Below are 21308 nucleotides of genomic sequence, written 5' to 3' on the forward strand. Positions count from 1 at the left end.
CTGATCGTGTGAGCACCGAAACGTCAGACCAGCATCATCCTACTCACGACCGGTTCCGAAGAACCGGCCCGCAGGGACGACGCCGTCCACGCTTCTCTTTCTCGTATGAACTTGTCAAAGAGCGGGCCGGAGCGATCCGGCTGTCATCGGCGACGACGGGACCAGCGCCTGACCAAGGTCAGGCTCGCCGGCCCAGACTGTCTCGAAGACGGTTCAGCGCCCGGGCCGCGGAAGCGGCCGGCGCCGATGGGCTGGGGTATACGGGGTGCCTTCGGACCCGTCAACCCCGCCGCGCAACTTTCGCGACAGGGTCCCTCCCCTCCTCGTTCGGGACCGAGACGGGCTTGGCACAGAGCCAGCGCCGCATGGCGTCGAAGGTCCCGATGCCTGAGGCGACGATGGTCTCGGGCCGGCCGCGCGCCGCTTCCTCGGCGAGACGCAGGCGAAACGCCTTCCACATCGCACCGGTCTCGCGGCCGTGAGCCGCGTAGTAGCGGCAGCCACCGTCACGGGTGAGCCCGAGCTGGCGTCCGATATGCTTGGCGATGACCTGGCCGCCGAGGGTCGAGCCTTCGAGGACGTAGAGGGCGCCGAAGGCCTCGTCCCGGTCGCGCGGCAGCGCGAGGTGCGGGCGGGGCAGCGCCGCGATCGCCGCGTCGTCGAGGCCGAGGAAGCGCAGGTCGTCGGCGAGATGCGCGAGGCGCCGGCGCGGATCGAGGAAGGCGTCGTCGTGCAGGACCGTCGCGAGGGCCGGCTCGAGCGCGGCGTGAAACCCCCAGAACCGGGCGAGCAGCGCGCGGTAGCCCTCGCGGGTCGCGACGCGAGTCTCCCAGGCGAGGTCGCGCTCGATCGCCTCGTGGGCGGCCTGCGTCCCGGCGCGCAGGCGCTCCAGGATGTCGCTCACGCGGTGACCGTGAAGCAGGCGCCCGGGCGGTTCTCCACCTCCAGCCGGGCATTGATCTGGTCGAGCATCGCCCGGACGAGCTTCATGCCGAGGCCGGTACCCCGGGCCGGGGCGTCGGGCCAGTCGACCGGCAGGCCCTTGCCGTCATCGCAGACCGACAGCCGCACCCGGCCCTCGGTCTCGCCGGAGACGCAGACCGCGACGCGCCCGCCCGCTTCCGCGAAGGCGTACTTGAAGGCGTTGGTAATGAGCTCGGTCGCGATGAGCGAGAGCGCCACCGCCTTGCGGTAGGGGACCATCAGGCCGGGCTCGGCGTCGAGGTCGACGGCGTGCCCCTCCCCCGCCATGCCGGCGAGATCGGCGCAGAGATTCTCGATCGTCTGGCCGAGATCAACCTCCTCGACGCTCTCGGCCTGGTAGAGGCTGTCGTGGACCCGCGCCACGCTCATCACCCGGGCGGCGGTCTCGGCGAAGGCGGCCTGCGAGGCCGGGTCGCTCACCTGGCGGCGCTGCATCTGCAGGAAGGCCGAGACGATCTGGAGCGAGTTCTTGACCCGGTGGTCGATCTCGCGGGTGAGCAGGTCCTTCTGGGCGAGCAGGCGCTCCTTGTCGGCGAGCAACCCGGTCAATTCGGTGATCTTGCGGCTCTGGCGCAGGACGACGCCCTCGACCGCCTGGGCCAGGGCCTCGGCGATGCCGACCTGCCAGGACGCGAAGGGCTCGGAGACGCCGCGGCGCTCCTCGACCCAGCGCTCGAACGAGCGCCGGGGCAGCACCGCCACCGGCCCGCTTCCCGCGAGGACGGGCTTTCGCGGGTCGCCGCCCCAGGTGACGGTGCTCGGCACCTCGGGCCGGAACCATAGCAGCAGGTGGCGCCGCTCGGAATCAACGAAGACGGCGAGCAGGCCGCTGGCCGTCTTGGCGTAAGGCGCGCTCGGCGGATGGGCGGCGGCGAATTCGGCCGTCGCGTAGCTGGTCCGGTCGGCCGGCAGGGTGGCGCGCAGCCAGGCGGCGATCGCCAGGATCGCGTCGGGCGGCGGGGTCCGGCCGAGGCTGCGCACCGCGTCGTCCGAGACGGTCGAGGCGCCGCCGGCAGCGAACAGATCGAGGACGGTGTGGGCGTTCTCGGTCAGCGCGCTGACGAAGTCGTCGGAGCGGGCGAGCTCGCGCACCAGCTCGCTCTCCAGCGCCAGGTGGGCCTGCTGCTCCTGCCACAGGCGCCGGCTCTCCAGCTCGTAGACCCGCATCGCGAAGGCATCGGCCAGCACGGTCGCGGCGGCGCGGGTCTCGGGCGCGACGTAGTGCGGCCGGCGGTGATGGCCGATCATCAGGCCCCACAGCCGCCCCTCGACCAGGATCGAGATCGACATCGACCCGTTCACCCCGAGGTTGCGCTGGTACTCGAGGTGGATCGGCGACAGGCTGCGCGCCTGGGCGAAGGTGAGGTCGATCGGCGCGTTGGCGGAAGCCGGCGTCGCCACGAGCGGCACCGGCACGTAGTCGCGGTCGATGACGAAGCGGCTCTTCGAGCGGGTGTAGAGGGCGCGGGCCTGGGCCGGGATGTCGGAGGCCGGGAAGTGCAGGCCGAAGAGGCTTCGGGTCCAGGCCGGGTCCTTGTCCTCGGCGATGGCGGCGCCGTTCCAGTCCGCATCGAAGCGGTAGACGAGCACGCAGTCGAAGCCGGTCAGCGCCCGGGTCTCGCGCGCCGCGACCGCCGCGGCGTCCTCCAGCGTGCCGGCGCCGCGCAGGCGGCTGATGGCGAGCTCGGTGTCGAGCTGGCTCGCCGAGCGGAAATCCTCCGGATGGGCCGGCGCCAGCTCGAACTCGACGATGATCCGGTCGCCGTTGCGGTGGGCCGCCAGCTCGACCGGCAGCCCGTCGGCGCCGGGCAGCGTGACGCGCTGGCGTATGATGTGGCCGGAATCGACGTCATCGCCCTGGAGGCCGACGCGGATCCGCTCGGCGAGCCCGGCGCCGAGCAGGGTGTGAAGGTCGAGGCCGAGGGGGTCCCGATCGAGCACGTCGCGGACGTTGCCGCTCCAGGCGACCACCGCCAGGGTGTCGAGGTCCGCCGCGATCAGGACGGCGTGGGGCTGGATCGCCCCGGGAACGTGGATCGGCTCCTGCTCGCACAGGCGTGGGTCGACCGGCTCGGCCCGCACCCGCTGGTTGACCGCCGCCAGCACCGCCTCGCGGCTGTGCCCGTGCTCCAGCGGCTCGACCGGCTCGGTGATGATCCAGTAGCGGTCCGGCGCGGCGGCCTGGCGCAGGGTGATCCGGACCTGCATCGGCCGCGGGTCGAAGCCGTAGACGAACGAGAAGGTGTGGTCGAGCCGGCCCCGGCGCACGCCCTCGCGGAAGCGGCCGTAGAAGTGCGGCAGGTGGGTGCAGGGGGCGACGTCGGTGAAGAAGTTGCGGCCGACCATCCGCTCGGGCGGACGGCCGGAGAACGCGCTCTCGGACCGGTTGTAGAGGTGGATGACGCCCGACCCGTCGATCTGGATCACGCCCTGGCGCAGGCGATCAAGCTCGTGCGGCGCGAGCGCGTCGAGGTCGATCGTCGGGGCCGTCGTCTGATCGGGCAAGGTCAAGGGGTATCCAACGAATCGATGGCCCGGGAGGGCGGCGCCTCCGGCGACAGGGTCCGCACCTTAACGTCTACCGCCCCTGAACGGAACCGCAACGCGCGGTCGCCCCGCAGCTCTCTGACGGCGCGTCACCGCGTGCCGCCCGTCCGCTCGGCGATCGCCTTGACGGCGCCCTGGAGCCCCTCCTCCAGGGTGGGATGGTAGAACGGCCGGTCGAGGAAGGTCGCGGCGGTCCAGCCCTCCTGGACGGCGATCACCATCAGGTGAGCGAGATGCTCGATCCCCGGCCCGACCATCGCGGCACCGACGAGCCGGCCGTCGGGCTCGGCATAGACCCGGATCAGGCCGGCGGCCCGGTCCATCGCCCGGGCGCGGCCCTGATCGGAGAAGGAGGTCTCGCCGATGATCCAGTCGCGGGCGCTTCCCGCGTCGAAGGCCCGGCCGACCGCGGCGATCTGGGGATCGGTGAAGACCAGCGCGAAGGCCGGCCAGGGCGGCGGCGCCTCGACCTGGGGGAAGCGGGCGGCGTTGCCGCCGGCGATCCAGCCCTGGCGCTGGGCCTCGTGCAGGACCGGGTGCTCCTGGTTGGCGTCGCCGGCGATGAAGATCGGGGCGGTACCGCACTGGAGGGTGCGCGGGTTGAAGTCCGGCAGCCCGTCCTCGTCGAGGGCGAGTCCGGCGGCGGCGAGGTCGAGGGCGTCGAGGTTGGGCGGGCGCCCGGCGGCGGCGAGCACGCGCGAGACCGTAGCCCCGTCCCGCTCGCCGGATTCGAGGCGCCAGGTCAGCCGCACCCCGTCGCCGGCGGGCTCGGCCGTCTCGACGGTGGCGCCGAGCCTGAGATCGAACTCGGCGCCGATCAGCTCGGCGGCACAGGCCGCGACCTTCGGGTCGCGGGCGCCCCCGACGGCGCCGGCGGGATCGAGCAGCGTCACCCGCACGCCGAGGCGGGCCATGGCCTGGGCCAGTTCCAGCCCGACCGGGCCGGCGCCGAGGATCGCGAGGCTGTCGGGAAGGGCTTCGATCTCGAACAGGGTATCGGTGGTGAGGACGCGGTCGGCGGCCGGCCGCAGGGGCGGCGGCAGGCTCGGGGTCGAGCCGGTGGCGATCACCACCGCGCCGGCGGCGATCCGGGTGTGGTCGTCGACGACGAGGGTGGTCGGGTCGGTGAAGCGCGCGGTGCCGGCGACGCGCAGATCCTGCGGGATGCGCCCGACACTCTCGAAGACCGAGGCGACGAAATCGTCGCGCAGGCGCCGCACCCGCCGCATCACCGCAGCCCCGTCGACCCGGACCTCGCCGGCCGCAACGCCGAACGGCGAGGTTTCGCGCGCGTCGTGCGCGGCGCGGCCGGCCTCGATCAGGAGCTTCGAGGGCATGCAGCCGACCCGGGCGCAGGTGGTGCCGCCGGGGCCGCGCTCGATCAGGACCGCGCGGGCGCCCGCCTTGGTGGCCGCGGCATGGGCCGCGAGTCCCGCCGTGCCGGCCCCGATGACCGCCACGTCGCAGGCCAGGTCACGCATCGCTCACTTCCTCGGGCAGCCCGGCGCAGCACGAGCGCGACGTCGCGGGTCGAACCCTCCGGCAACTTGCATCGCAGACGATTCGTTCCCGCACGTCACACTGTCGGGGCGGCCGTCCGACCCTCGGCGAGGAGGCCGCCGACGAAGCCCGCGAGGCCGACCTGGCGCTCGCGGCGCAGGTGCTCGGCGGCCAGGATCGCCTCCAGGGTCTTGAACGAGCGGTCGAGGTCGTCGTTGACCAGCACGTAGTCGTATTCCGACCAGCGCTCGATCTCGGTGCGGGCGTTGAGCAGCCGGCGCTCGATCGTCTCGGCGGAATCCTCGGCGCGGCGCTCCAGGCGGCGGCGCAGCTCGGCGAGGCTGGGCGGCAGGATGAAGATGGTGACGACGTCGTCGCGCAGCTTGCCCCGCACCTGCCGGGTGCCCTGGTAGTCGATGTCGAAGATCATGTCGCGGCCGGCCGCGAGCGCCTTCTCCACCGGGCCCCGCGGCGTGCCGTAGTAGTTGCCGTGCACCTCGGCCCATTCGAGCAGGTCGTCGCGCTCGCGCAGGCGCTCGAAGGCGTCGCGGTCGATGAAGCGGTAGTGCTGGCCGTCGATCTCGGACGGGCGGCGCGCCCGGGTAGTGACCGAGACCGACAGCTCCAGGCCCCATTCGGGCCGCTGGGCCAGCGCCCGGGTCAGCGTGGTCTTGCCGGCGCCCGAGGGCGAGGAGAGGATCAGCACTAGGCCCCGGCGCGCCACCGGTGCGGTCAGGAGTTCGGAGCCCACGTTCGACACCATCGCGCTGCTTCACCCTTTCGCCGGCGGAACCGGCTCTCCGCCGGGATCTATTGCCCGGGACCTCTCCAATGCCGCCCGTCCGGCGGGGGCGCAACCGGGAAGCGACGACGGGGCGGGGACAAATCTCCGCTACTCGACGTTCTGGACCTGCTCGCGGAACTGCTCCACCACCGCCTTGAGGTCGAGGCCGATGCGGGAGAGCGACACGTCGTTGGCCTTGGCGCAGAGCGTGTTGGCCTCGCGGCCGAGCTCCTGGGCCAGGAAATCGAGCCGGCGCCCGACGGCGCCGCCGGCGGTGAGGAGCTCGCGGGCGGCAGCGAGGTGGGCGCGCAGGCGGTCGATCTCCTCGCGCACGTCGGCCCGGGCGGCGAGCAGCACCGCCTCCTGGTGCAGGCGCGCCGGATCGAAGCTGCCGGCGTCCATCAGGGCCGCGACCTGCGCGGAGAGGCGCGCCTTGACCGCCTCCGGCCGGCGGGCCGGGCAGGCCTCCGCCGCCTCGACGAGGTCGGCCATGGCGGTGATCTGGCCGCCGACGATTGTCGCGAGGGCTCGCCCCTCGGCACGGCGGCCCTCCGCCAGGGCCTCGACCAGCCGGTGGGCGGCCGCCGCGAGGTCGCGCCGCAGCGCCTCGTCGTCGGCCGTCTCCTCCTCGACCTCGACCACGCCGCGCACGCCGAGCAGCCCGTCGACTGAGGGGAGCGTGATGCCGAGCGGCATCGGCACCCGGGTCACGGCCTCCGCCAGGGAGGCAAGCAGCGTCTCGTTGATGCGCACCCGGGGCGCCGCCTCGGCGCGCGACAGGGTGAGGGTGAGGTGGCAGGTGCCGCGGTTCAGGCGCTTCTGCACCAGGGCCCGGGCCTCCTCGCCGACGGCGTCAAGGCCGGCCGGGACCCGGACCCGGACCTCCAGCCCGCGGCCGTTGACACTCTTGAGCTCCCAGGCCCATTGCGCGGGTCCGGTGGTTCCGGCCTCGCGGGCAAAGCCGGTCATGCTGGCGATGGGCATCGGGGCACTCTGGGCAGGGTTCGCGGGATTCGCCGGTTTTTGCGAGAAACCCGCGATCGGAACGAGGATTCGGGTGGACCTGCGCCGGCGCGCCGACGCGGGTCAGCCAAGGGTCAAAACCAAGGGTCACCGCGACCCGGGCCCGGCCTTCGGCTGGGACAGGACCGGCACGGTCTTCGGCGAGTTCAGGTCGAAGGTCTTGTTGCGCAGGGGATCGCGGGCGGTCCCCTCCGAGGCGTCGAAGGCGCGCGAGCGGGTGCCCGGATTCGTGGTCCCGCCGTCATAGGCCATCGGTCCGCCGCCGGGCAGGTCGGTGCGCGGGGGCAGCGCCGAGGGGTCGGCCTGCGGCGGCGGCTCGACCTTGTCGACGCCGATCTGCGAGCCCGGATCGGCCGCGGCCTTCGCCTTCTCGACCTGGCGCCAGCGGGCGACGTTGCGGTTGTGGGCGTCCAGGGTCTCGGCGAAGACGTGGCCGCCGGTGCCGTCGGCGACGAAGAACAGGTCCTTGGTGCGCGAGGGGTTGGCCACCGCCTCGAGCGCCGCGCGGCCCGGATTGGCGATCGGCCCCGGCGGCAGGCCCTCGATCGCGTAGGTGTTGTAGGGTGTCACCCGGTCGATCTCGGAGCGCAGGATGCCGCGCCCGAGGGTGCCGCGCCCGCCGACGAGGCCGTAGACGATGGTCGGATCGGATTGCAGCCGCATGCGCTTCTGGAGGCGGTTGACGAACACGCCGGCGACCCGCGGGCGCTCGTCGGCCCGGCCGGTCTCCTTCTCGACGATGGAAGCGAGGGTGACCATCTCCTGGGGAGTACGCACCGGCACGTCGGGCGAGCGCCGGGCCCAGATCTGGTTCAGCACCTCGCGCTGCTTGGTGCGCATCAGGTTGAGGATCTTCTGGCGGGAATCGCCGCGCTCGAACTTGTAGGTGTCGGGGAGCAGCGAGCCCTCCGGCGGGGTCTCGTTGATGTCGCCGGTCAGGATGTCGTTGTCGTTGAGGCGGGCGACGATCTGCTCGCTCGTCAGGCCTTCGGGGAAGGTGATGGCGTGCTGCACCGGCCGGCCCTGGACCAGCACGTCGACCACGTCGTCGATGCTGGCATGGGCCTTGAAGTTGTACTCGCCGGCCTTGAGCGCCGCCTTCCGGCCGAAGCGGGCGGTGAGCTCGAACAGCATCGGATGGGCGATCACGCCCTCGCGCTGGAGCAGGTCCGCCATCTCGCCGACGCTGGAGCGGGGCACTACCACGACCTTGTCGGCGGGCAGCGGCCCGGCCTCGTTGGTCTGGCGCTCCAGCACCACGAGGCCCAGGATGGCGCCGAGGCCGAGGATGACGAACAGGGTCAGGAAGCCGCTCACCGCGGAGAGCAGGCCGCCGCGCTCGCGCACCGGCTTCTCGGGCGGCGGCGGGGCCGCGGTGGGCTTGATCGCCTCGCTCGGGCTGCGCGGGGCGAGCCGGTTCGGCGGGCTGACCGGCTCCGGCGCGCTCGGCGCCGGGTCCTGCGTCTTCGATCTGCGAAACATGGCGGTCCTGTCGTGGCGCGTCCGCGGAGCCGGCCGGTGGACGCGCGTGCCGGCCCGATGGGGCGGAAGAGCGACCGCGACCCTAGCAAGTTTTATGGCGAAATGGAGCCGAGGCGCCCGGTAAGCCACATGCGAGAAAGCCCCTCCGCGCGGGCGAGAGGGGCCTTGATCGAATTTGCGATGCGCTTTGGGGCTGGTTTCCGGTTCGCCCGGCCGTCATTGGCATCCTCCGAGTCATTCCGGGGCCGCGCAGTGGAGCCCGGAATCCAGAACCGCGGATCGTTCAGGATAAAGCGGACGGCGTTCCGCTTCATTCTTGTCCACCAGCGGTTCTGGATCCCGGGCTCCGCTGCGCGGCCCCGGGATGACGCGGAGGGCGTCAGACCGGACAGAGGACTTGGACAGGCCCGCAGTGATCGTTCACACCCGCCGCAGGATCAGCGAGGCGTTGGTGCCGCCGAAGCCGAAGGAGTTCGACAGGGCGATGTCGACGGTCCGCTTCTGCGCCTTGTGCGGCACGAGATCGATCGCGGTCTCGACCGACGGGTTATCGAGGTTGAGGGTCGGCGGCACGACGCCGTCGCGGATGGCGAGCACGGAAAAAATCGCCTCGATCGCGCCGGCGGCGCCGAGCAGGTGCCCGGTGGCGGACTTGGTCGAGGACATCGCGACGTCGGTGGCATTGCCGAGCAGGCGCTCGACCGCCTTCAGCTCGAGCTCGTCGCCGAGCGGGGTCGAGGTGCCGTGGGCGTTGATGTAGTCGATCTCGGAGGGGTCGATGCCGGCGCGCTTCACCGCCGCGCTCATGCAGCGGTAGGCGCCGTCGCCGTCCGGCGAGGGCGAGGTGATGTGGTAGGCGTCGCCCGAGAGGCCGTAGCCGACCACCTCGGCGTAGATCTTGGCGCCGCGGGCCTTGGCGTGCTCGTACTCCTCGAGCACCACCACGCCGGCGCCCTCGCCCATCACGAACCCGTCGCGGTCGCGGTCGTAGGGGCGGGAGGCGCGCTGCGGCTCGTCGTTGAAGCCGGTGGAGAGCGCCCGGCAGGCGGCGAAGCCCGCGAGCGAGAGCCGGTTGATCGGCGATTCGGCGCCGCCGGCGAGCATCACGTCGGCGTCGCCGAGCGCGACGAGGCGCGCCGCGTCGCCGATCGCGTGGGCGCCGGTGGAGCAGGCCGTCACCACCGCGTGGTTCGGGCCCTTCAGGCCGTGGGCGATCGAGACCTGGCCCGAGGCCAGGTTGATGATCCGGCCGGGAATGAAGAACGGCGAGATCCGCCGCGGCCCCTTCTCGAACAGCGTCACCGCGGCATCGTAGATGCCGCCGATGCCGCCGATGCCGGAGCCGATGAGGACGCCGGTGGCGCACTGGTCCTCGTGCGAGGTCGGGTGCCAGTCGGCGTCGTCGAGCGCTTGGCCGGCCGCCGCCATCGCGTAGACGATGAAGGGGTCGACCTTGCGCTGCTCCTTGGCTTCCATCCACTTGTCGGGATTGAAGGTGCCGTCGCTGCCGTCGCCGAGGGGGATCGAGCAGGCGATCTTGCACGCCAGATCCGACACGTCGAAGGCCTCGACGCGGGCGGCACCGCTTTGCCCCTCGATGAGGCGGCTCCACGTGACGTCGACGCTGCTGCCCAGCGGCGACACCATCCCGAGGCCCGTGACGACGACTCGACGCATCGCGTTATCCCGACCCGATCCCATGACGGAAGCGTATTACCTTTTCAAGCGGAGGAACGCGGCGCTCAGGCGGCGTTCTTCTCGAGGAACTTGATCGCGTCGCCGACCGTCTGGATCGTCTCGGCGGCGTCGTCCGGGATCTCGACGTTGAACTCTTCCTCGAACGCCATCACCAGCTCGACGGTGTCGAGGCTGTCGGCGCCCAGATCGTCGATGAAGTTCGCGTTCGGGGTCACCTTCTCGGGCTCGACGCCCAGGTGATCGACGACGATCTTCTTCACCCGGTCCGCGATATCGCTCATCGTGTAGGTCCTTAAGTTACTGCTCGTGGAACTGGTCGGAGCCGCCGCGTGCGGGCGGAGCCCCGGGGGAAAGGTCGTGATGCGGCCGGGAGCACCGGTCGCGCATGTCGTGGAAAAGCCGCGGACGGCCGATCCGTCAATCCCCTTGCACGGCCGGCGGGTGCTTAACACAGGGATTCCGCCCTGGCGAGGGCCGCTTCACCCCCGGTTAAGAAACCGTGCCTCCCGCCTGGGGAATGACGCGGGACGGCCTAGAACATCGCCATGCCGCCGTTGACGTGCAGGGTATGCCCGGTGACGTAGGCCGCCTCGTCGGAGGCGAGGTACACCGCCGCCGCGGCGATCTCGGCACCCTCGCCGAGGCGCCCCATCGGCACCGTGGCGAGGATGCCCTCGCGCTGCTTGTCGTTCAGCACGTCGGTCATCGGCGAGGTGATGAAGCCCGGCGCGATGCAGTTCACGGTGATCTTGCGGCTCGCCACCTCGGCGGCGAGCGCTTTGGTCAGGCCGACGAGGCCGGCCTTGGCCGCCGCGTAGTTGCCCTGGCCGGCATTGCCGGTGGCGCCCACCACCGACCCGACATTGACGATGCGGCCGTAGCGGCGCTTCATCATGCCCTTCACCGCCGCCCGCGACAGCCGGAACGCCGCCGTCAGGTTCACGGCGATCACGCTGTCCCACTCCTCGTCCTTCATCCGCAGGAAGAGGTTGTCGCGGGTGATGCCGGCATTGTTGACCAGCACGTCGAGACCGCCGAGCGCGGCCTCCGCCGCCGGCACCAGGGCCTCGACCGCCGCCGTGTCGGAGAGGTTGGCCTCCAGGACGTGGACGCGCTCGCCGAGTTCGCCCGCCAGCGCCTCCAGCGCCTCGCGCCGCGTGCCCGAGACCGCCACGTGGGCGCCCTGCGCGTGCAGGGCCCGGGCGATGGCGCCGCCGAGACCGCCGGTGGCGCCGGTGACGAGGGCCTTGCGGCCGCTGAGGTCGAACATGCGAAAACTCTCTCTCAGAGCGTGAAGGCCGCGACCTCGGCCGGGGTGCCGACCGGCGTGGCCGAGGCTCCCGAAGCGATGCGCTTGACGAGGCCCGACAGAACCTTGCCGGTGCCGATCTCGTAGAACGTGTCGACGCCAGCCGCCGCCATCGCGGCGACGCATTCGCGCCAGCGCACGGTGCCGGTGACCTGCGCGACCAGGGCGTCGCGGATCGCCGCCGGCTCGCTGATCGGGGATGCCAGCACGTTCGCCATCACCGGAACGGCGGCGGGACGCAGGGTGACGGCGTCCAAGGCCGCGTGCATCGCCTCGGCGGCGGGCGCCATCAGGCCGCAATGGAAGGGGGCGGAGACGTTCAGCATCACCGCGCGCTTGGCGCCGCGCCCTTGAGCCAGCGCCACCGCCCGCTCGACCGCGGCGCGGTGGCCCGAGACCACGACCTGGCCGGCGCCGTTGTCGTTGGCGACGTCGCACACGTCGCCCTGGCGCGCCTCCGCGGCGACCTCGGCCGCCGCCTCGACGTCGAGGCCGAGAAGCGCCGCCATGGCGCCCGAGCCCACCGGCACCGCCGCCTGCATCGCCTCGCCGCGCAGGCGCAGCAGGCGCGCGGCATCCGGGAGCGACAGGCTGCCGGCGGCGGCGAGCGCGCTGTACTCGCCGAGCGAGTGGCCGGCGACGAAAGCGACGTCGCGGGCGAGATCGAGGCCGCGCTCGGCCTCCAGCACCCGCAGCACCGCGATGCTCGACGCCATCAGGGCCGGCTGGGCGTTCGCCGTGAGGGTCAGCTCCTCGGTCGGGCCCTCGAACATCAGGCGCGAGAGGTTCTGGCCCAGGGCCTCGTCGACCTCGGCGAAGACCGCGCGGGCGGCGGCATGATCCTGGGCTAGGGCGGAGCCCATGCCGACGGCCTGGCTGCCCTGGCCCGGAAAGATGAAGGCGCGCGACACGTGCGGAGTGCTTCCTGCCCTTGAGAGCTGCGATCTGCGGCTCGCGAACCGCGGCGTGCGGCTGCGCGACGCAGCGATTGGGCGGCGCCAGTCGCAGAGGCGCCGGCCATAGTCAAGCGTGGCCGGCGCGCAAAAATCGCAGAGCCCTTCGCCGGCATGCGCCGCCGGGTCGGGTCCCCTCGATGCTGAGATTCTTCCGGCGTCACGCCTCGTCGAAGAAATCGACCTCGCCGGTATCGAGGCTGTAGGCCGCGCCGACGATCCGGAGCTTCTTCTCGGCGAGCGGCGTCAGCAGTTCCGGATCGGAGGCGGTGCGCAGGCGCCGCACCACCCGGCCGACATTCGCCCGCACGGCGTTCTCGACGAGGTCGCCGGGCTTGTCGCGCACGCCGAGCACCGCCGGCACGATCGGCTCGATCATCTGGCCGATGGCGCCCGGAAGGACCGTGTTGTTCTTCACCACGTCGACCGCCGCCTCGACGGCGCCGCAGCGGCTGTGGCCCATCACCAGGATCAGCGGCACGCCGAGCTTGGCCACCGCGTACTCGATCGAGCCGAGCGCCGTGGTGTCGACGGTGTTGCCGGCGTTGCGCACGATGAACAGCTCGCCGAGGCCGCGGCCGAACAGGATTTCGGGCGAGACGCGGGAATCCGAGCAGCTGACGAGCACGCAGAACGGCGTCTGGCCGAGCGCGATCTCGATCCGCCGGTCGCGGCCCTGGACGGAGTTCAACGGGCTGTCGGTCTTGAACAGCCGGTTGCCCTCCTTCATCAGCTCGAGGGCCTGGTCGGGCGTGAGCGTGGTGCGCTTCGTCGTCGGCGCCGCCGCGCGGGCGAGGCCCGGCGGGAGCACGGCGGTGGCGGCGATCGCGGCGCCCAGGGGTGCAGCCGCAGCCGAGCAGGTGACGCCGGCTCAGACTCTTCGTCATCGGGTCGTCTCCTTGATCCGCGGCTTCCCCCCGACCTGCCGGCCCGGGGCACCGGGCCGCCGCGCAGGGATGACCGTGCACCCGCCGTCGCGCAATCACTCAGAAACATTAAGCCTGTCGCGAGGCGGGGGACGCGGTCTCATCGCACGCTTGTTGCAAAACGGCATCTCGTGTAGGGAGGCCGACACTCCGAGATTTTCGTATACCTAAGGAAGGGGTCGCGCATGGCTCGCGTCACCGTTGAGGACTGCATCGACAAGGTCGAGAACCGCTTCGAGCTGGTGCTGCTGGCCGGCCACCGCGCCCGCCTGCTCTCCTCCGGCGCTCCCCTCACCATCGACCGCGACCGCGACAAGAACCCGGTCGTGGCCCTGCGCGAGATCGCCGACGAGACCATCACGCCGGACGACCTCAAGGAGCAGCTGATCCACTCGCTCCAGAAATACGTCGAGGTCGACGAGCCGGAGGCCGAGACGGTGCCGCTGCTCTCCAGCTCGCCCGCCGCCGCCGCCGTGGCGCCCCAATCCTCGGGCGACGGCGACGACATCCAGTTCGACCGGATGAGCGAGGACGACCTGCTGCGCGGCCTCGAGAACCTCGCGCCCCCGACCGAGACGGAAGAAGAGGGCGACTGAGCCCTTTGTCCGGGAGGGCCGCCGCGCCCTCCCCTCCAAAAATATCCGAATCCGGCCGAGGGGCCGGCGAGACCCGGCCGGGAGGCCGGGTTTTTTCGTGAGGTTTTTTGCGCTGCGGCACGGAAGCGGGGCTGCCGCGGCGTTTAGGGGCTGGCGCGGCCGCCCGTTCGGCTCGATATTGGTCCTCGGACCTCCACAAGCGTCGTCGGCGTTCAGCGCAACCGGATCCTTTCGGCACGCCGCGACGCCCCCGCGCCGGCCGCGTGCCGGCGCCCTGTCGCGCTCAAGGAGACCAACGGCGGATGATGCGCCAGTACGAGCTCGTCGAGCGGGTCAAGGCCTACAATCCCGGCGCCGACGAGGGACTGCTGAACCGGGCCTACGTCTACGCGATGCGGGCGCACGGCACGCAGAAGCGCGCCTCGGGGGATCCGTTCTTCGCCCACCCGCTCGAGGTGGCGGCCATCCTCACGGATCTTCGGCTCGACGACGCCACCATCGTGGCGGCGGTGCTGCACGACACCGTCGAGGACACCGCCGCCACCCTCGACGAGATCAACCGGGTCTTCACCCCCGAGATCGGCAAGCTCGTCGACGGGCTGACCAAGATCAAGCGCCTCGACCTCGTCTCGAAGCGCGCGGCGCAGGGCGAGAACTTCCGCAAGCTGTTGCTCGCGATCGCGGCGGACGTGCGGGTGCTGCTCGTCAAGCTCGCCGACCGGCTGCACAACATGCGCACCCTCCAGCACATGCCGGCGGAGAAGCGCGCCCGCATCGCGCAGGAGACGCTCGACATCTACGCGCCGCTGGCAAGCCGCATGGGCATGCAGGAATTACGCGAGGAGCTGGAAGACCTCTCCTTCGTCAACCTCAAGCCCGACGTCTACGCCACGATAGCCAAGCGCCTCTCCGACCTCTCGGCCAAGTCCGAGCGGCTGGTCGAGAGCATCGAGCGCGACCTCGTCGCCAAGCTCGCGCATGCCGGCATTACCGCCATCGTCAAGGGCCGGCAGAAGCGCCCCTACTCGATCTGGAGCAAGATGGAGCGCAAGTCGGTCGCGTTCGAGCAGCTGTCCGACATCTTCGGCTTCCGGGTCATCGTCGACAGCGTCGACACCTGCTACCGCGCGCTCGGCGTCGTCCACACCACCTGGCCGATGGTGCCGGGGCGCTACAAGGACTACATCTCGACGCCGAAGCAGAACGACTACCGCTCGATCCACACAACCGTGATCGGGCCGAAGAGCCAGCGCGTCGAATTGCAGATCCGCACCACCGAGATGGACGAGATCGGCGAGTACGGCATCGCCGCGCACGCGCTCTACAAGGACGGCGCGCCGCACCTCGCGACCGAGAGCGGCGCCTACCAGTGGCTGCGCCGCACCATCGAGCTGCTCGCCGAGGGCGACAGCCCCGAGGAGTTCCTGGAGCACACCAAGCTCGAGCTGTTCCAGGATCAGGTCTTCTGCTTCACCCCGAAGGGCCGGCTGATCGCCCTGCCCCGCGGCGCGACGCCGATCGACTTCGCCTACGCGGTCCACACCGACGTCGGCAACACCGCGGTGGGGGCCAAGATCAACGGTCGCATCGCCCCGTTGCTGACCGAGCTGCAGAACGGCGACGAGGTCGAGATCGCCCGGGCCGACGGCCAGATCCCGCCGGCGGCCTGGGAATCCCTCGTGGTCACCGGCAAGGCGCGCGCCGCGATCCGCCGCGCCACCCGCTCGGCGGTGCGCCGGCAATATGCGGGCCTCGGGCGGCAGATCCTCGATCGTGCCTTCGAGCGGGCCGGCAAGAATTTTTCCGACGAGAAGCTGCGCGGCGCGCTGCCGCGGCTCGCCCGCCAGTCGACGGAGGACGTGTTCGCGGCGGTGGGCCGGGGCGAGATGTTCTCCGGCGACGTCGTGAAGGCGGTCTACCCCGACTACAAGGACGAGCGCCGGGGTGCTGCCGCGAGCCAGGCCGGCCCGGGCCAGCCGCGCCCGCACGTCAACGGCGCCGGCCGCCTGTCCCTCGACAAGGACCAGACGGTGCGCCTGACCTGGCCGGGCAAGACTCCCGGCAAGGAAGGCGCGCCCGACGAGGGCGCGATCCCGATCCGCGGCCTCGACCGCGACCTCCTGGTGCGCTTCGCCCCCGAGGGCGGCGCGGTACCGGGCGACCGGATCGTCGGCATCCTGACGCCGGGCGAGGGCGTGACCATCTACCCGATCCAGTCGCCGGCGCTCGCCGCCTTCGACAACGAGCCCGACCGCTGGCTCGACGTGCGCTGGGACGTGGACGGTGCCTCCAACCAGCGCTTCCCGGCTCGGCTGGCCCTGCAATCGATCAACGAGCCCGGCAGCTTCGCCCAGATCGCCCAGGTGATCGCCGACCACGACGGCAACATCGACAACATCTCGATGAAGCGCCGCACCCAGGACTTCACCGACGTCACCATCGACCTCGCGGTCTGGGACCTCAAGCACCTCAACGCCATCGTGTCGGAGCTGCGGGCCAAGCGCGTGGTGAGCCGGGTCGACCGGGTGAACGGATAGAGCGTTTTCTGACGAGGTGGAAACCGGTTCGTCGCAGAAAATGCTGCCAAATCAACAACCTAGAGAGCTTCGCGATTGCAGCGCGATCGTGAAGCTCTCTAGCCGGCTGACCGGGCAGGATTGCACCGGGGCAGGCAGGCTGCCACAAGCCCCGGCTCAGTGATCCTCCTACGACCACTGAAGGGTGCCATGACCTCCGACGACGTCCTCGCTGAATTCCGCTCCGCCGGCGCCCTGCTGGAGGGCCATTTCGTGCTCTCCTCCGGGCTGCACAGCGCGGTGTTCCTGCAGAAGATGGCGATCTTCACCGATCCGGTGCGCACCGCGCGGGTCTGCGCCGCCCTGGCCGAGCGCATCGCGGACCGCTACGGCCGGATCGACTACGTCGTCTCGCCGGCGGTCGGCGGCATCGTGCCGGGCTACGAGACCGCCCGGGCGCTCGGCGCCAAGGCGATCTTCGTCGAGCGCGACCCGGGCAAGCCGTTCACCCTGCGCCGCGGCTTCCAGATCCCGAAGGGCGCCCGCGCGGTGATGGTCGAGGACATCGTCACCACCGGCCTGTCGTCCCGCGAGTGCCTGGCGGCCCTGACCGACGAGCCCGGCGAGGTGGTGGGCGCGGCCTGCCTGATCGACCGCTCGGGCGGCAAGGCCGATCTCGGCCTGCCGCTGGTCGCCCTCGTCACCCTCGACATCCCGAACTACCCGGCCGACCAGCTGCCGCCGGAACTCGCCGCGATCCCCGCGGTGAAACCCGGCAGCCGCGCCCTGCCGGGGGCCTGACGCCCCCTTCGCGCGCTCGCGCCCTCGACCCGTCGCGCCGCCGCTTGACAGGCGCGGCGGCGCATATTTAGCTGGACGCATTGCGGCCGCTACGCGGTGTGCGGCACCCGCGCCGATTGCCTCCGCCTGGATACTCAGGGGGCAGTTGCTTTGCTCATGGCGGCTTTTCTCGCAAGTGATTCTTCCCGCGCGGCCGTACCGTGCGTCCAAGGATAAATGATGCCCAGTCCGTCCCGCAGCGCCCTGTTCATCGACGGCGCCAATATCTACGCGACCACCAAGGCCCTCGGCTTCGACATTGATTACCGCAAGCTTCTGGCCGATTTTCGTGCCCGCGAGAACCTCGTTCGCGCCTTCTATTACACGGCCCTGGTCGAGGACCAGGAATATTCCTCGATCCGGCCGCTGATCGACTGGCTCGACTACAACGGCTACCGGGTCGTCACCAAGCCGGTGAAGGAATTCACCGACTCGACCGGCCGCCGCAAGATCAAGGGCAACATGGACATCGAGCTGACGATCGATGCCATGGAGCTCAGCCCCTACATCGACCACATGGTGCTGTTCTCCGGCGATGGCGACTTCCGGCCGCTGGTGGCGGCGATGCAGCGCCGCGGCGTGCGCGTGACCGTGGTCTCGACCGTGCAGACCCAGCCGCCGATGGTCGCCGACGAACTGCGGCGCCAGGCCGACGACTTCGTCGACATCGTGCAGCTGATTCCGCGCATCGGCCGCGATCAGGGCGATCGCCCGGCCCGTCCGGCCCGCGCCCTCGGTCCGGACGGCCCGCGCGACGCGGCGCCCCGGGATCCGGCCGAGCGGGCGCCGCGCGCCACCGTCAACCTCGAGAACCGCTACGGCATCCGCCAATCCGACGAGGACGACGCGGAGGATTGATGCCGTCTCTGTCCCGAGGCGGCCCGATGCTCTCCACGGCGGCCGATCGGGCCGCCGTGATCCGTTCGCGGCGGTTCTGAGTCGGAGTGGCGGGCAGTGGAGGAGCGGGAGACAGAGGACAGGTCCGAGGACGACCGTGAGAAGAAGGACGGTTTCCCCTGGTGGGAGCTGCCTGACATCCTCGAGATGATCGTGGCGGTCGCGCGAGGGATCTGGGGCCTCGGGGCGATGATCGTCGGCGCGTTCCGGGATTAGTGTCTCGCACGAAACTGGCGGTCACCGGCGTCGCTCGATGTGGCGGCGCCAGCGCAGCGGACGTTTCGTGAGGTGCACTTAGCCGGGCGCCCCGTCGTCAGCCGCCGGTCCGGGCCAGGGTTTCGAGGCCGCCGCGGGTCTCGACCGGCGCCGTCCATCCCAGCGCCTCCAGCCCCGCCGCGCGGGCGACGAGGGAGCCGCTCAAGCGCTCACGCATCTCGGCACGCCCGGTCAGCGCCAAGCCCAGGTCGAGGAGAGCCTGCGGCACCGGCACGAGGCCCGGCCGGCGGCCGAGGCCGGCGCGCAGGGCCGCGATCATCTCCGGGACACGCAACGGCTCGGCCTCGGTCACGATCAGCGGCCGGCGCAGAGGATCGGGCGCCCGCAGCACCGCGTCGACGGCGTCGCCGAGCGATTCGACCGAGACCAGCGAGCGCCGCCCGGCGAGTCCCCCGAGGGGCAGCGGGTACGGTGCCGCGGCGAGCCGCATCAGCGCCGCCATGTTGCCCTTCTGGCCCGGGCCGTAGACCAGCACCGGCCGCAGCGACACGTAATCGATGTCGATGCCCGCCAGCGCCTCCTCGGCGGCGAGCTTCGAGCGGCCGTAGGCGTCGGTCGGGACGGGGGCATCGGCCTCGGTGAGGAGGCCGGCGGCGGACGGGCCGGCCTGCGCCCGGATCGAGGACAGGAACACGAAGCGGCGCACCCGGGCGCGGGCCGCCGCCTGGGCGAGGCCGCGGGTCGCCTCGGTGTTGAAGGTGCGGTAATCGTCCTCCGGCGCCCCCGACATGGCGTGGGCGAGGCCGGCCGAGTGCACCACCGCGTCGGCGCCCGAGAGCGCCGCCGCCATGTTCTGCGGCCGGGCGATGTCGCCCACCACCGCGCCGCTGATGCCCGGCGGCAGCGCGATCGGCCGGCGCAACAACACCCGCACCCGGTAGCCGCGGGCGGTCAGCGCCGCCAGGAGGTGGCGGCCGATGAAGCCGGTCGAGCCGGTGAGGGCGACGAGGGGAGCGGTCATGCGGCGGCGTTCCGGATGGCGGGCAGGGCGAAGAGCCGGAGCAGGCCGGCGACGAGCCCGGCGCCAAGGGCCAGGGCGACGAGCGACGCCGTCCAGCCCGGCAGCACCAGGGTCGCGGCGGCGAGGAGCGCCAGGGCGAGGTTGAGGCCGAGGACCGCCCCGACCACGAACGGCACCGAGCGCCCGTTGGTGGTGGCGCGCTGGTAGAAATGGCTGCGATGCGCCTGCCAGACCGGCTCCCCGGCGAGTGCCCGGCGGCCGAGGGTCAGGGTCGCGTCGGCGAGGTAGTAGAGCGGCAACAGGATCGCGGCGGCGAGCCCCCCCTCCCCGGCGAGGCGGTAGAGCAGCCAGGCGACGATGAGCCCGATCGGCAGCGAGCCGACATCGCCGAGGAAGAGCTTCGCCACCGGCCGGTTGAACGGCGCGAAGCCGAGGAGCCCGCCGAGGAGCGCCGCCGCGGCCAGGGTCGCGTCCGCGGGCAGGCGGCCGGCGAGACCGAAAGCCAGGAGCGCGCCGAGCAGCGGCACCATCTCGGCCACCGTCATCCAGTCGAGCCCATCCATGAAGTTCGTGAGGTTGACGAACCACAGCCCGGCCAGCACCGCGACGCCGCGCTCGAGCCAGAGCGGGATTTCGGGCACCAGCTGCCCGCCCGCGGCGGTGAGGACCAGCACCACGCAGGCCGCCTGGAGCGGCAGCCGCACCCGCACCGACAGGGGCCGGATGTCGTCGACGGCGCCGACGACGCCGAGCACCACCACCCCCGCTGCCAGCGCCGCGACCTCGCCCCCGGACACGCCGCCGAGCAGGACCATCACCGCGAGCGCCGCCGCCACCACGGCGATGCCGCCGCCCTGCGGGGTCGGGATCCTGTGACTGGAGCGGGCATTCGGCCGCGCCAGGGCGTAGCGCTGGAGCAGCGGCCGTAAGGCGACGATCAGCCCGGACGACAGGCAAGCGGCGAGGGGAACGGCGACGAGGGGGCTGAGCGGCATGCGGTGATCGCGGCGGGCGTGGTGCCCACCCCTACCCTACCGGCTTCGAGGCGGCCAGACGGTGCAACGGCAGAGCCTGTCCGGCTCGCTCGACCACTCCTTACAACCGCTTCTCGAAGAAATAATCCGGGTACGGATCGTCATTGAAGCGGTCGATCTCGACCCAGCCGGTGCGGCGGTAGAGCTGCAACGCCTCGGTCAGCGCGCTGTTCGAATCGAGGCGCAGGGTCGTGATGCCGAGCTGCCGCGCCGCCGTCTCGGCGGCCTCCATCAGGCGGCGGGCGAGGCCGAGGCCGCGGGCGGACGTGCAGACCCAGAGCCGCTTGATCTCGGCCATGTCCCCACCCTTGCCCTTGAGGCCGACGCAGCCGATCGGCAGCCCGTCCGACAGGGCGACCAGGAAGGCGCCGCGCGGGCGCATCATGTCGGCCGCCTCCGGGTCGCGGGAGAGGGAGACGTCGAAGCCGGTGGCGAGCCGCCGCCCCAACTCGGCGTAGTATTCGCTCAGGCAGTGCAGAGCCGCTCCGGAGCGCGGATCGGTCTCCTCGACCGTGATCCGCTCGCGGCCGAGCGCCGTGGCGACCAGGTCCATGGCGCGCAAAAGCTCGTCGCCCTTGGGAAAGCGCGCGAGCAGCGCCTCGGCCCGGTCGTTCGACAGGGCCTCGTAGGCGGAAAACTCTTGCCGACCGGCCTCGGTCAAGGCGGCGACCCGGCGGCGGGCGTCGTCCGGATGCGGCAGGGTGACGACCAGCCCCTCCTCCTCCAGCCCGCGCAGGAGCCGGCTCAGCAGGCCGGAATCGAGCCCAAGATAGTCACGGATCGCCCCGACCTCGCCGCGACCGTGGCCGATGGCATTGAGCACCCGTGCCGCGCCGAGGGGCCGGCCGCGCCCGAGGAACGAGGTGTCGAGCGCCCCGACCTCGGCGGTCACGGCGCGGTTGAAGCGGCGGATGCGGCTGATGGCGTCGATCGGCATATCGCTGACTTAAGTCAGGGAATTTGCATCGTCAACGGGGTCCTC

General features: G+C 71.6%; 19 protein-coding genes. 5 read left to right on the forward strand and 14 right to left on the reverse strand.

All coding sequences use genetic code 11. From position 1 onward, the window contains the following. Positions 1-280: 280 nt before the first annotated feature. The 11 genes from ACS5PV_RS09085 to ACS5PV_RS09135 all read right to left on the reverse strand — a co-directional run bounded on the left by ACS5PV_RS09085 (position 281) and on the right by ACS5PV_RS09135 (position 13091). A complete protein-coding gene (locus tag ACS5PV_RS09085) occupies positions 281-904 on the reverse strand; it encodes a biliverdin-producing heme oxygenase (RefSeq protein ID WP_455395019.1) in 624 nt (207 codons plus the stop codon). After that, the gene (locus ACS5PV_RS09090; RefSeq protein ID WP_455395020.1) at positions 901-3495 is read right to left on the reverse strand and encodes a histidine kinase dimerization/phosphoacceptor domain -containing protein; all 2595 of its coding nucleotides are present in this window, start codon (positions 3493-3495) and stop codon (positions 901-903) included. Before ACS5PV_RS09090 ends, ACS5PV_RS09085 begins: the two co-directional genes overlap by 4 nt. A 125-nt stretch (positions 3496-3620) precedes the next feature. Beyond that, entirely contained in the window at positions 3621-5012 is a 1392-nt protein-coding gene (locus tag ACS5PV_RS09095) for a dihydrolipoyl dehydrogenase (RefSeq protein ID WP_455395021.1), read from the reverse strand. 95 nt (positions 5013-5107) lie between these two features. Further along, positions 5108-5794 (reverse strand): guanylate kinase, encoded by a 687-nt coding sequence (gene gmk, locus ACS5PV_RS09100; protein ID WP_455395022.1) that lies wholly within the window; start codon positions 5792-5794, stop codon positions 5108-5110. A 129-nt stretch (positions 5795-5923) separates the two neighbouring features. Then, the gene (locus ACS5PV_RS09105) at positions 5924-6799 is read right to left on the reverse strand and encodes a YicC/YloC family endoribonuclease (RefSeq protein WP_455395023.1); all 876 of its coding nucleotides are present in this window, start codon (positions 6797-6799) and stop codon (positions 5924-5926) included. 126 nt (positions 6800-6925) lie between these two features. Further along, positions 6926-8320, reverse strand: a complete 1395-nt coding sequence (mltG, locus tag ACS5PV_RS09110; protein WP_455395024.1) for an endolytic transglycosylase MltG — start codon at positions 8318-8320, stop codon at positions 6926-6928. A 420-nt stretch (positions 8321-8740) separates the two neighbouring features. After that, on the reverse strand, positions 8741-9997 hold the full coding sequence (gene fabF / locus ACS5PV_RS09115) for a beta-ketoacyl-ACP synthase II (RefSeq protein ID WP_455395025.1): 1257 nt from the start codon (positions 9995-9997) through the stop codon (positions 8741-8743). 65 nt (positions 9998-10062) lie between these two features. Next, complete coding sequence (locus tag ACS5PV_RS09120; RefSeq protein WP_236992436.1) at positions 10063-10299, reverse strand: acyl carrier protein; 237 nt, start codon at positions 10297-10299, stop codon at positions 10063-10065. A 251-nt stretch (positions 10300-10550) separates the two neighbouring features. Next, entirely contained in the window at positions 10551-11288 is a 738-nt protein-coding gene (fabG, locus tag ACS5PV_RS09125; protein ID WP_455395026.1) for a 3-oxoacyl-[acyl-carrier-protein] reductase, read from the reverse strand. A 14-nt stretch (positions 11289-11302) separates the two neighbouring features. After that, positions 11303-12238, reverse strand: coding sequence for an ACP S-malonyltransferase (gene fabD, locus ACS5PV_RS09130; RefSeq protein ID WP_455395027.1), 936 nt, complete (start codon positions 12236-12238; stop codon positions 11303-11305). A gap of 202 nt (positions 12239-12440) precedes the next feature. Further along, the gene (locus ACS5PV_RS09135) at positions 12441-13091 is read right to left on the reverse strand and encodes a carbonic anhydrase (RefSeq protein WP_455395028.1); all 651 of its coding nucleotides are present in this window, start codon (positions 13089-13091) and stop codon (positions 12441-12443) included. A 300-nt stretch (positions 13092-13391) separates the two neighbouring features. Here ACS5PV_RS09135 and rpoZ point away from each other — a divergent pair, with 300 nt between their 5' ends. The 5 genes from rpoZ to ACS5PV_RS09160 all read left to right on the forward strand — a co-directional run bounded on the left by rpoZ (position 13392) and on the right by ACS5PV_RS09160 (position 18271). Beyond that, positions 13392-13802: a DNA-directed RNA polymerase subunit omega gene (gene rpoZ, locus ACS5PV_RS09140; RefSeq protein WP_455395029.1), complete on the forward strand. Its 411-nt coding sequence runs from the start codon at positions 13392-13394 to the stop codon at positions 13800-13802. 302 nt (positions 13803-14104) lie between these two features. Next, positions 14105-16339 (forward strand): RelA/SpoT family protein, encoded by a 2235-nt coding sequence (locus ACS5PV_RS09145; protein WP_455395030.1) that lies wholly within the window; start codon positions 14105-14107, stop codon positions 16337-16339. A 189-nt stretch (positions 16340-16528) separates the two neighbouring features. After that, a complete protein-coding gene (pyrE, locus tag ACS5PV_RS09150; RefSeq protein ID WP_455395031.1) occupies positions 16529-17119 on the forward strand; it encodes an orotate phosphoribosyltransferase in 591 nt (196 codons plus the stop codon). Positions 17120-17338: 219 nt separating this feature from the next. Continuing rightward, on the forward strand, positions 17339-18016 hold the full coding sequence (locus ACS5PV_RS09155) for a LabA-like NYN domain-containing protein (protein ID WP_455395032.1): 678 nt from the start codon (positions 17339-17341) through the stop codon (positions 18014-18016). A gap of 96 nt (positions 18017-18112) precedes the next feature. After that, positions 18113-18271 carry a hypothetical protein gene (locus ACS5PV_RS09160; protein ID WP_455395033.1) on the forward strand — a complete coding sequence of 53 codons (159 nt, stop codon included), beginning with the start codon at positions 18113-18115 and terminating at the stop codon, positions 18269-18271. A 97-nt stretch (positions 18272-18368) separates the two neighbouring features. Here the strand turns inward: ACS5PV_RS09160 and ACS5PV_RS09165 are convergent, their stop codons facing one another. The 3 genes from ACS5PV_RS09165 to ACS5PV_RS09175 form a co-directional block, all read right to left on the reverse strand. Further along, positions 18369-19292, reverse strand: a complete 924-nt coding sequence (locus ACS5PV_RS09165) for an NAD-dependent epimerase/dehydratase family protein (protein ID WP_455395034.1) — start codon at positions 19290-19292, stop codon at positions 18369-18371. Then, positions 19289-20287, reverse strand: a complete 999-nt coding sequence (locus ACS5PV_RS09170) for a glycosyl transferase (protein ID WP_455395035.1) — start codon at positions 20285-20287, stop codon at positions 19289-19291. Before ACS5PV_RS09170 ends, ACS5PV_RS09165 begins: the two co-directional genes overlap by 4 nt. Positions 20288-20387: 100 nt before the next feature. Further along, positions 20388-21263, reverse strand: a complete 876-nt coding sequence (locus tag ACS5PV_RS09175; RefSeq protein WP_455395036.1) for a bifunctional helix-turn-helix transcriptional regulator/GNAT family N-acetyltransferase — start codon at positions 21261-21263, stop codon at positions 20388-20390. Positions 21264-21308: the final 45 nt, after the last annotated feature.

The sequence above is a fragment of the Methylobacterium sp. Gmos1 genome (genome assembly GCF_053764715.1).

Excerpts from the sequence above, each read along its gene's own strand:
- pyrE (WP_455395031.1), top strand. The coding sequence starts at position 16,529 with ATGACCTCCGACGACGTCCTCGCTGAATTCCGCTCCGCCGGCGCCCTG.
- ACS5PV_RS09155 (WP_455395032.1), top strand. The coding sequence starts at position 17,339 with ATGCCCAGTCCGTCCCGCAGCGCCCTGTTCATCGACGGCGCCAATATC.
- rpoZ (WP_455395029.1), top strand. The coding sequence starts at position 13,392 with ATGGCTCGCGTCACCGTTGAGGACTGCATCGACAAGGTCGAGAACCGC.
- ACS5PV_RS09095 (WP_455395021.1), bottom strand. The coding sequence starts at position 5,012 with ATGCGTGACCTGGCCTGCGACGTGGCGGTCATCGGGGCCGGCACGGCG.
- ACS5PV_RS09165 (WP_455395034.1), bottom strand. The coding sequence starts at position 19,292 with ATGACCGCTCCCCTCGTCGCCCTCACCGGCTCGACCGGCTTCATCGGC.
- ACS5PV_RS09170 (WP_455395035.1), bottom strand. The coding sequence starts at position 20,287 with ATGCCGCTCAGCCCCCTCGTCGCCGTTCCCCTCGCCGCTTGCCTGTCG.
- ACS5PV_RS09175 (WP_455395036.1), bottom strand. The coding sequence starts at position 21,263 with ATGCCGATCGACGCCATCAGCCGCATCCGCCGCTTCAACCGCGCCGTG.
- fabF (WP_455395025.1), bottom strand. The coding sequence starts at position 9,997 with ATGCGTCGAGTCGTCGTCACGGGCCTCGGGATGGTGTCGCCGCTGGGC.
- ACS5PV_RS09120 (WP_236992436.1), bottom strand. The coding sequence starts at position 10,299 with ATGAGCGATATCGCGGACCGGGTGAAGAAGATCGTCGTCGATCACCTG.
- fabG (WP_455395026.1), bottom strand. The coding sequence starts at position 11,288 with ATGTTCGACCTCAGCGGCCGCAAGGCCCTCGTCACCGGCGCCACCGGC.
- ACS5PV_RS09145 (WP_455395030.1), top strand. The coding sequence starts at position 14,105 with ATGATGCGCCAGTACGAGCTCGTCGAGCGGGTCAAGGCCTACAATCCC.
- ACS5PV_RS09105 (WP_455395023.1), bottom strand. The coding sequence starts at position 6,799 with ATGCCCATCGCCAGCATGACCGGCTTTGCCCGCGAGGCCGGAACCACC.
- mltG (WP_455395024.1), bottom strand. The coding sequence starts at position 8,320 with ATGTTTCGCAGATCGAAGACGCAGGACCCGGCGCCGAGCGCGCCGGAG.
- gmk (WP_455395022.1), bottom strand. The coding sequence starts at position 5,794 with ATGGTGTCGAACGTGGGCTCCGAACTCCTGACCGCACCGGTGGCGCGC.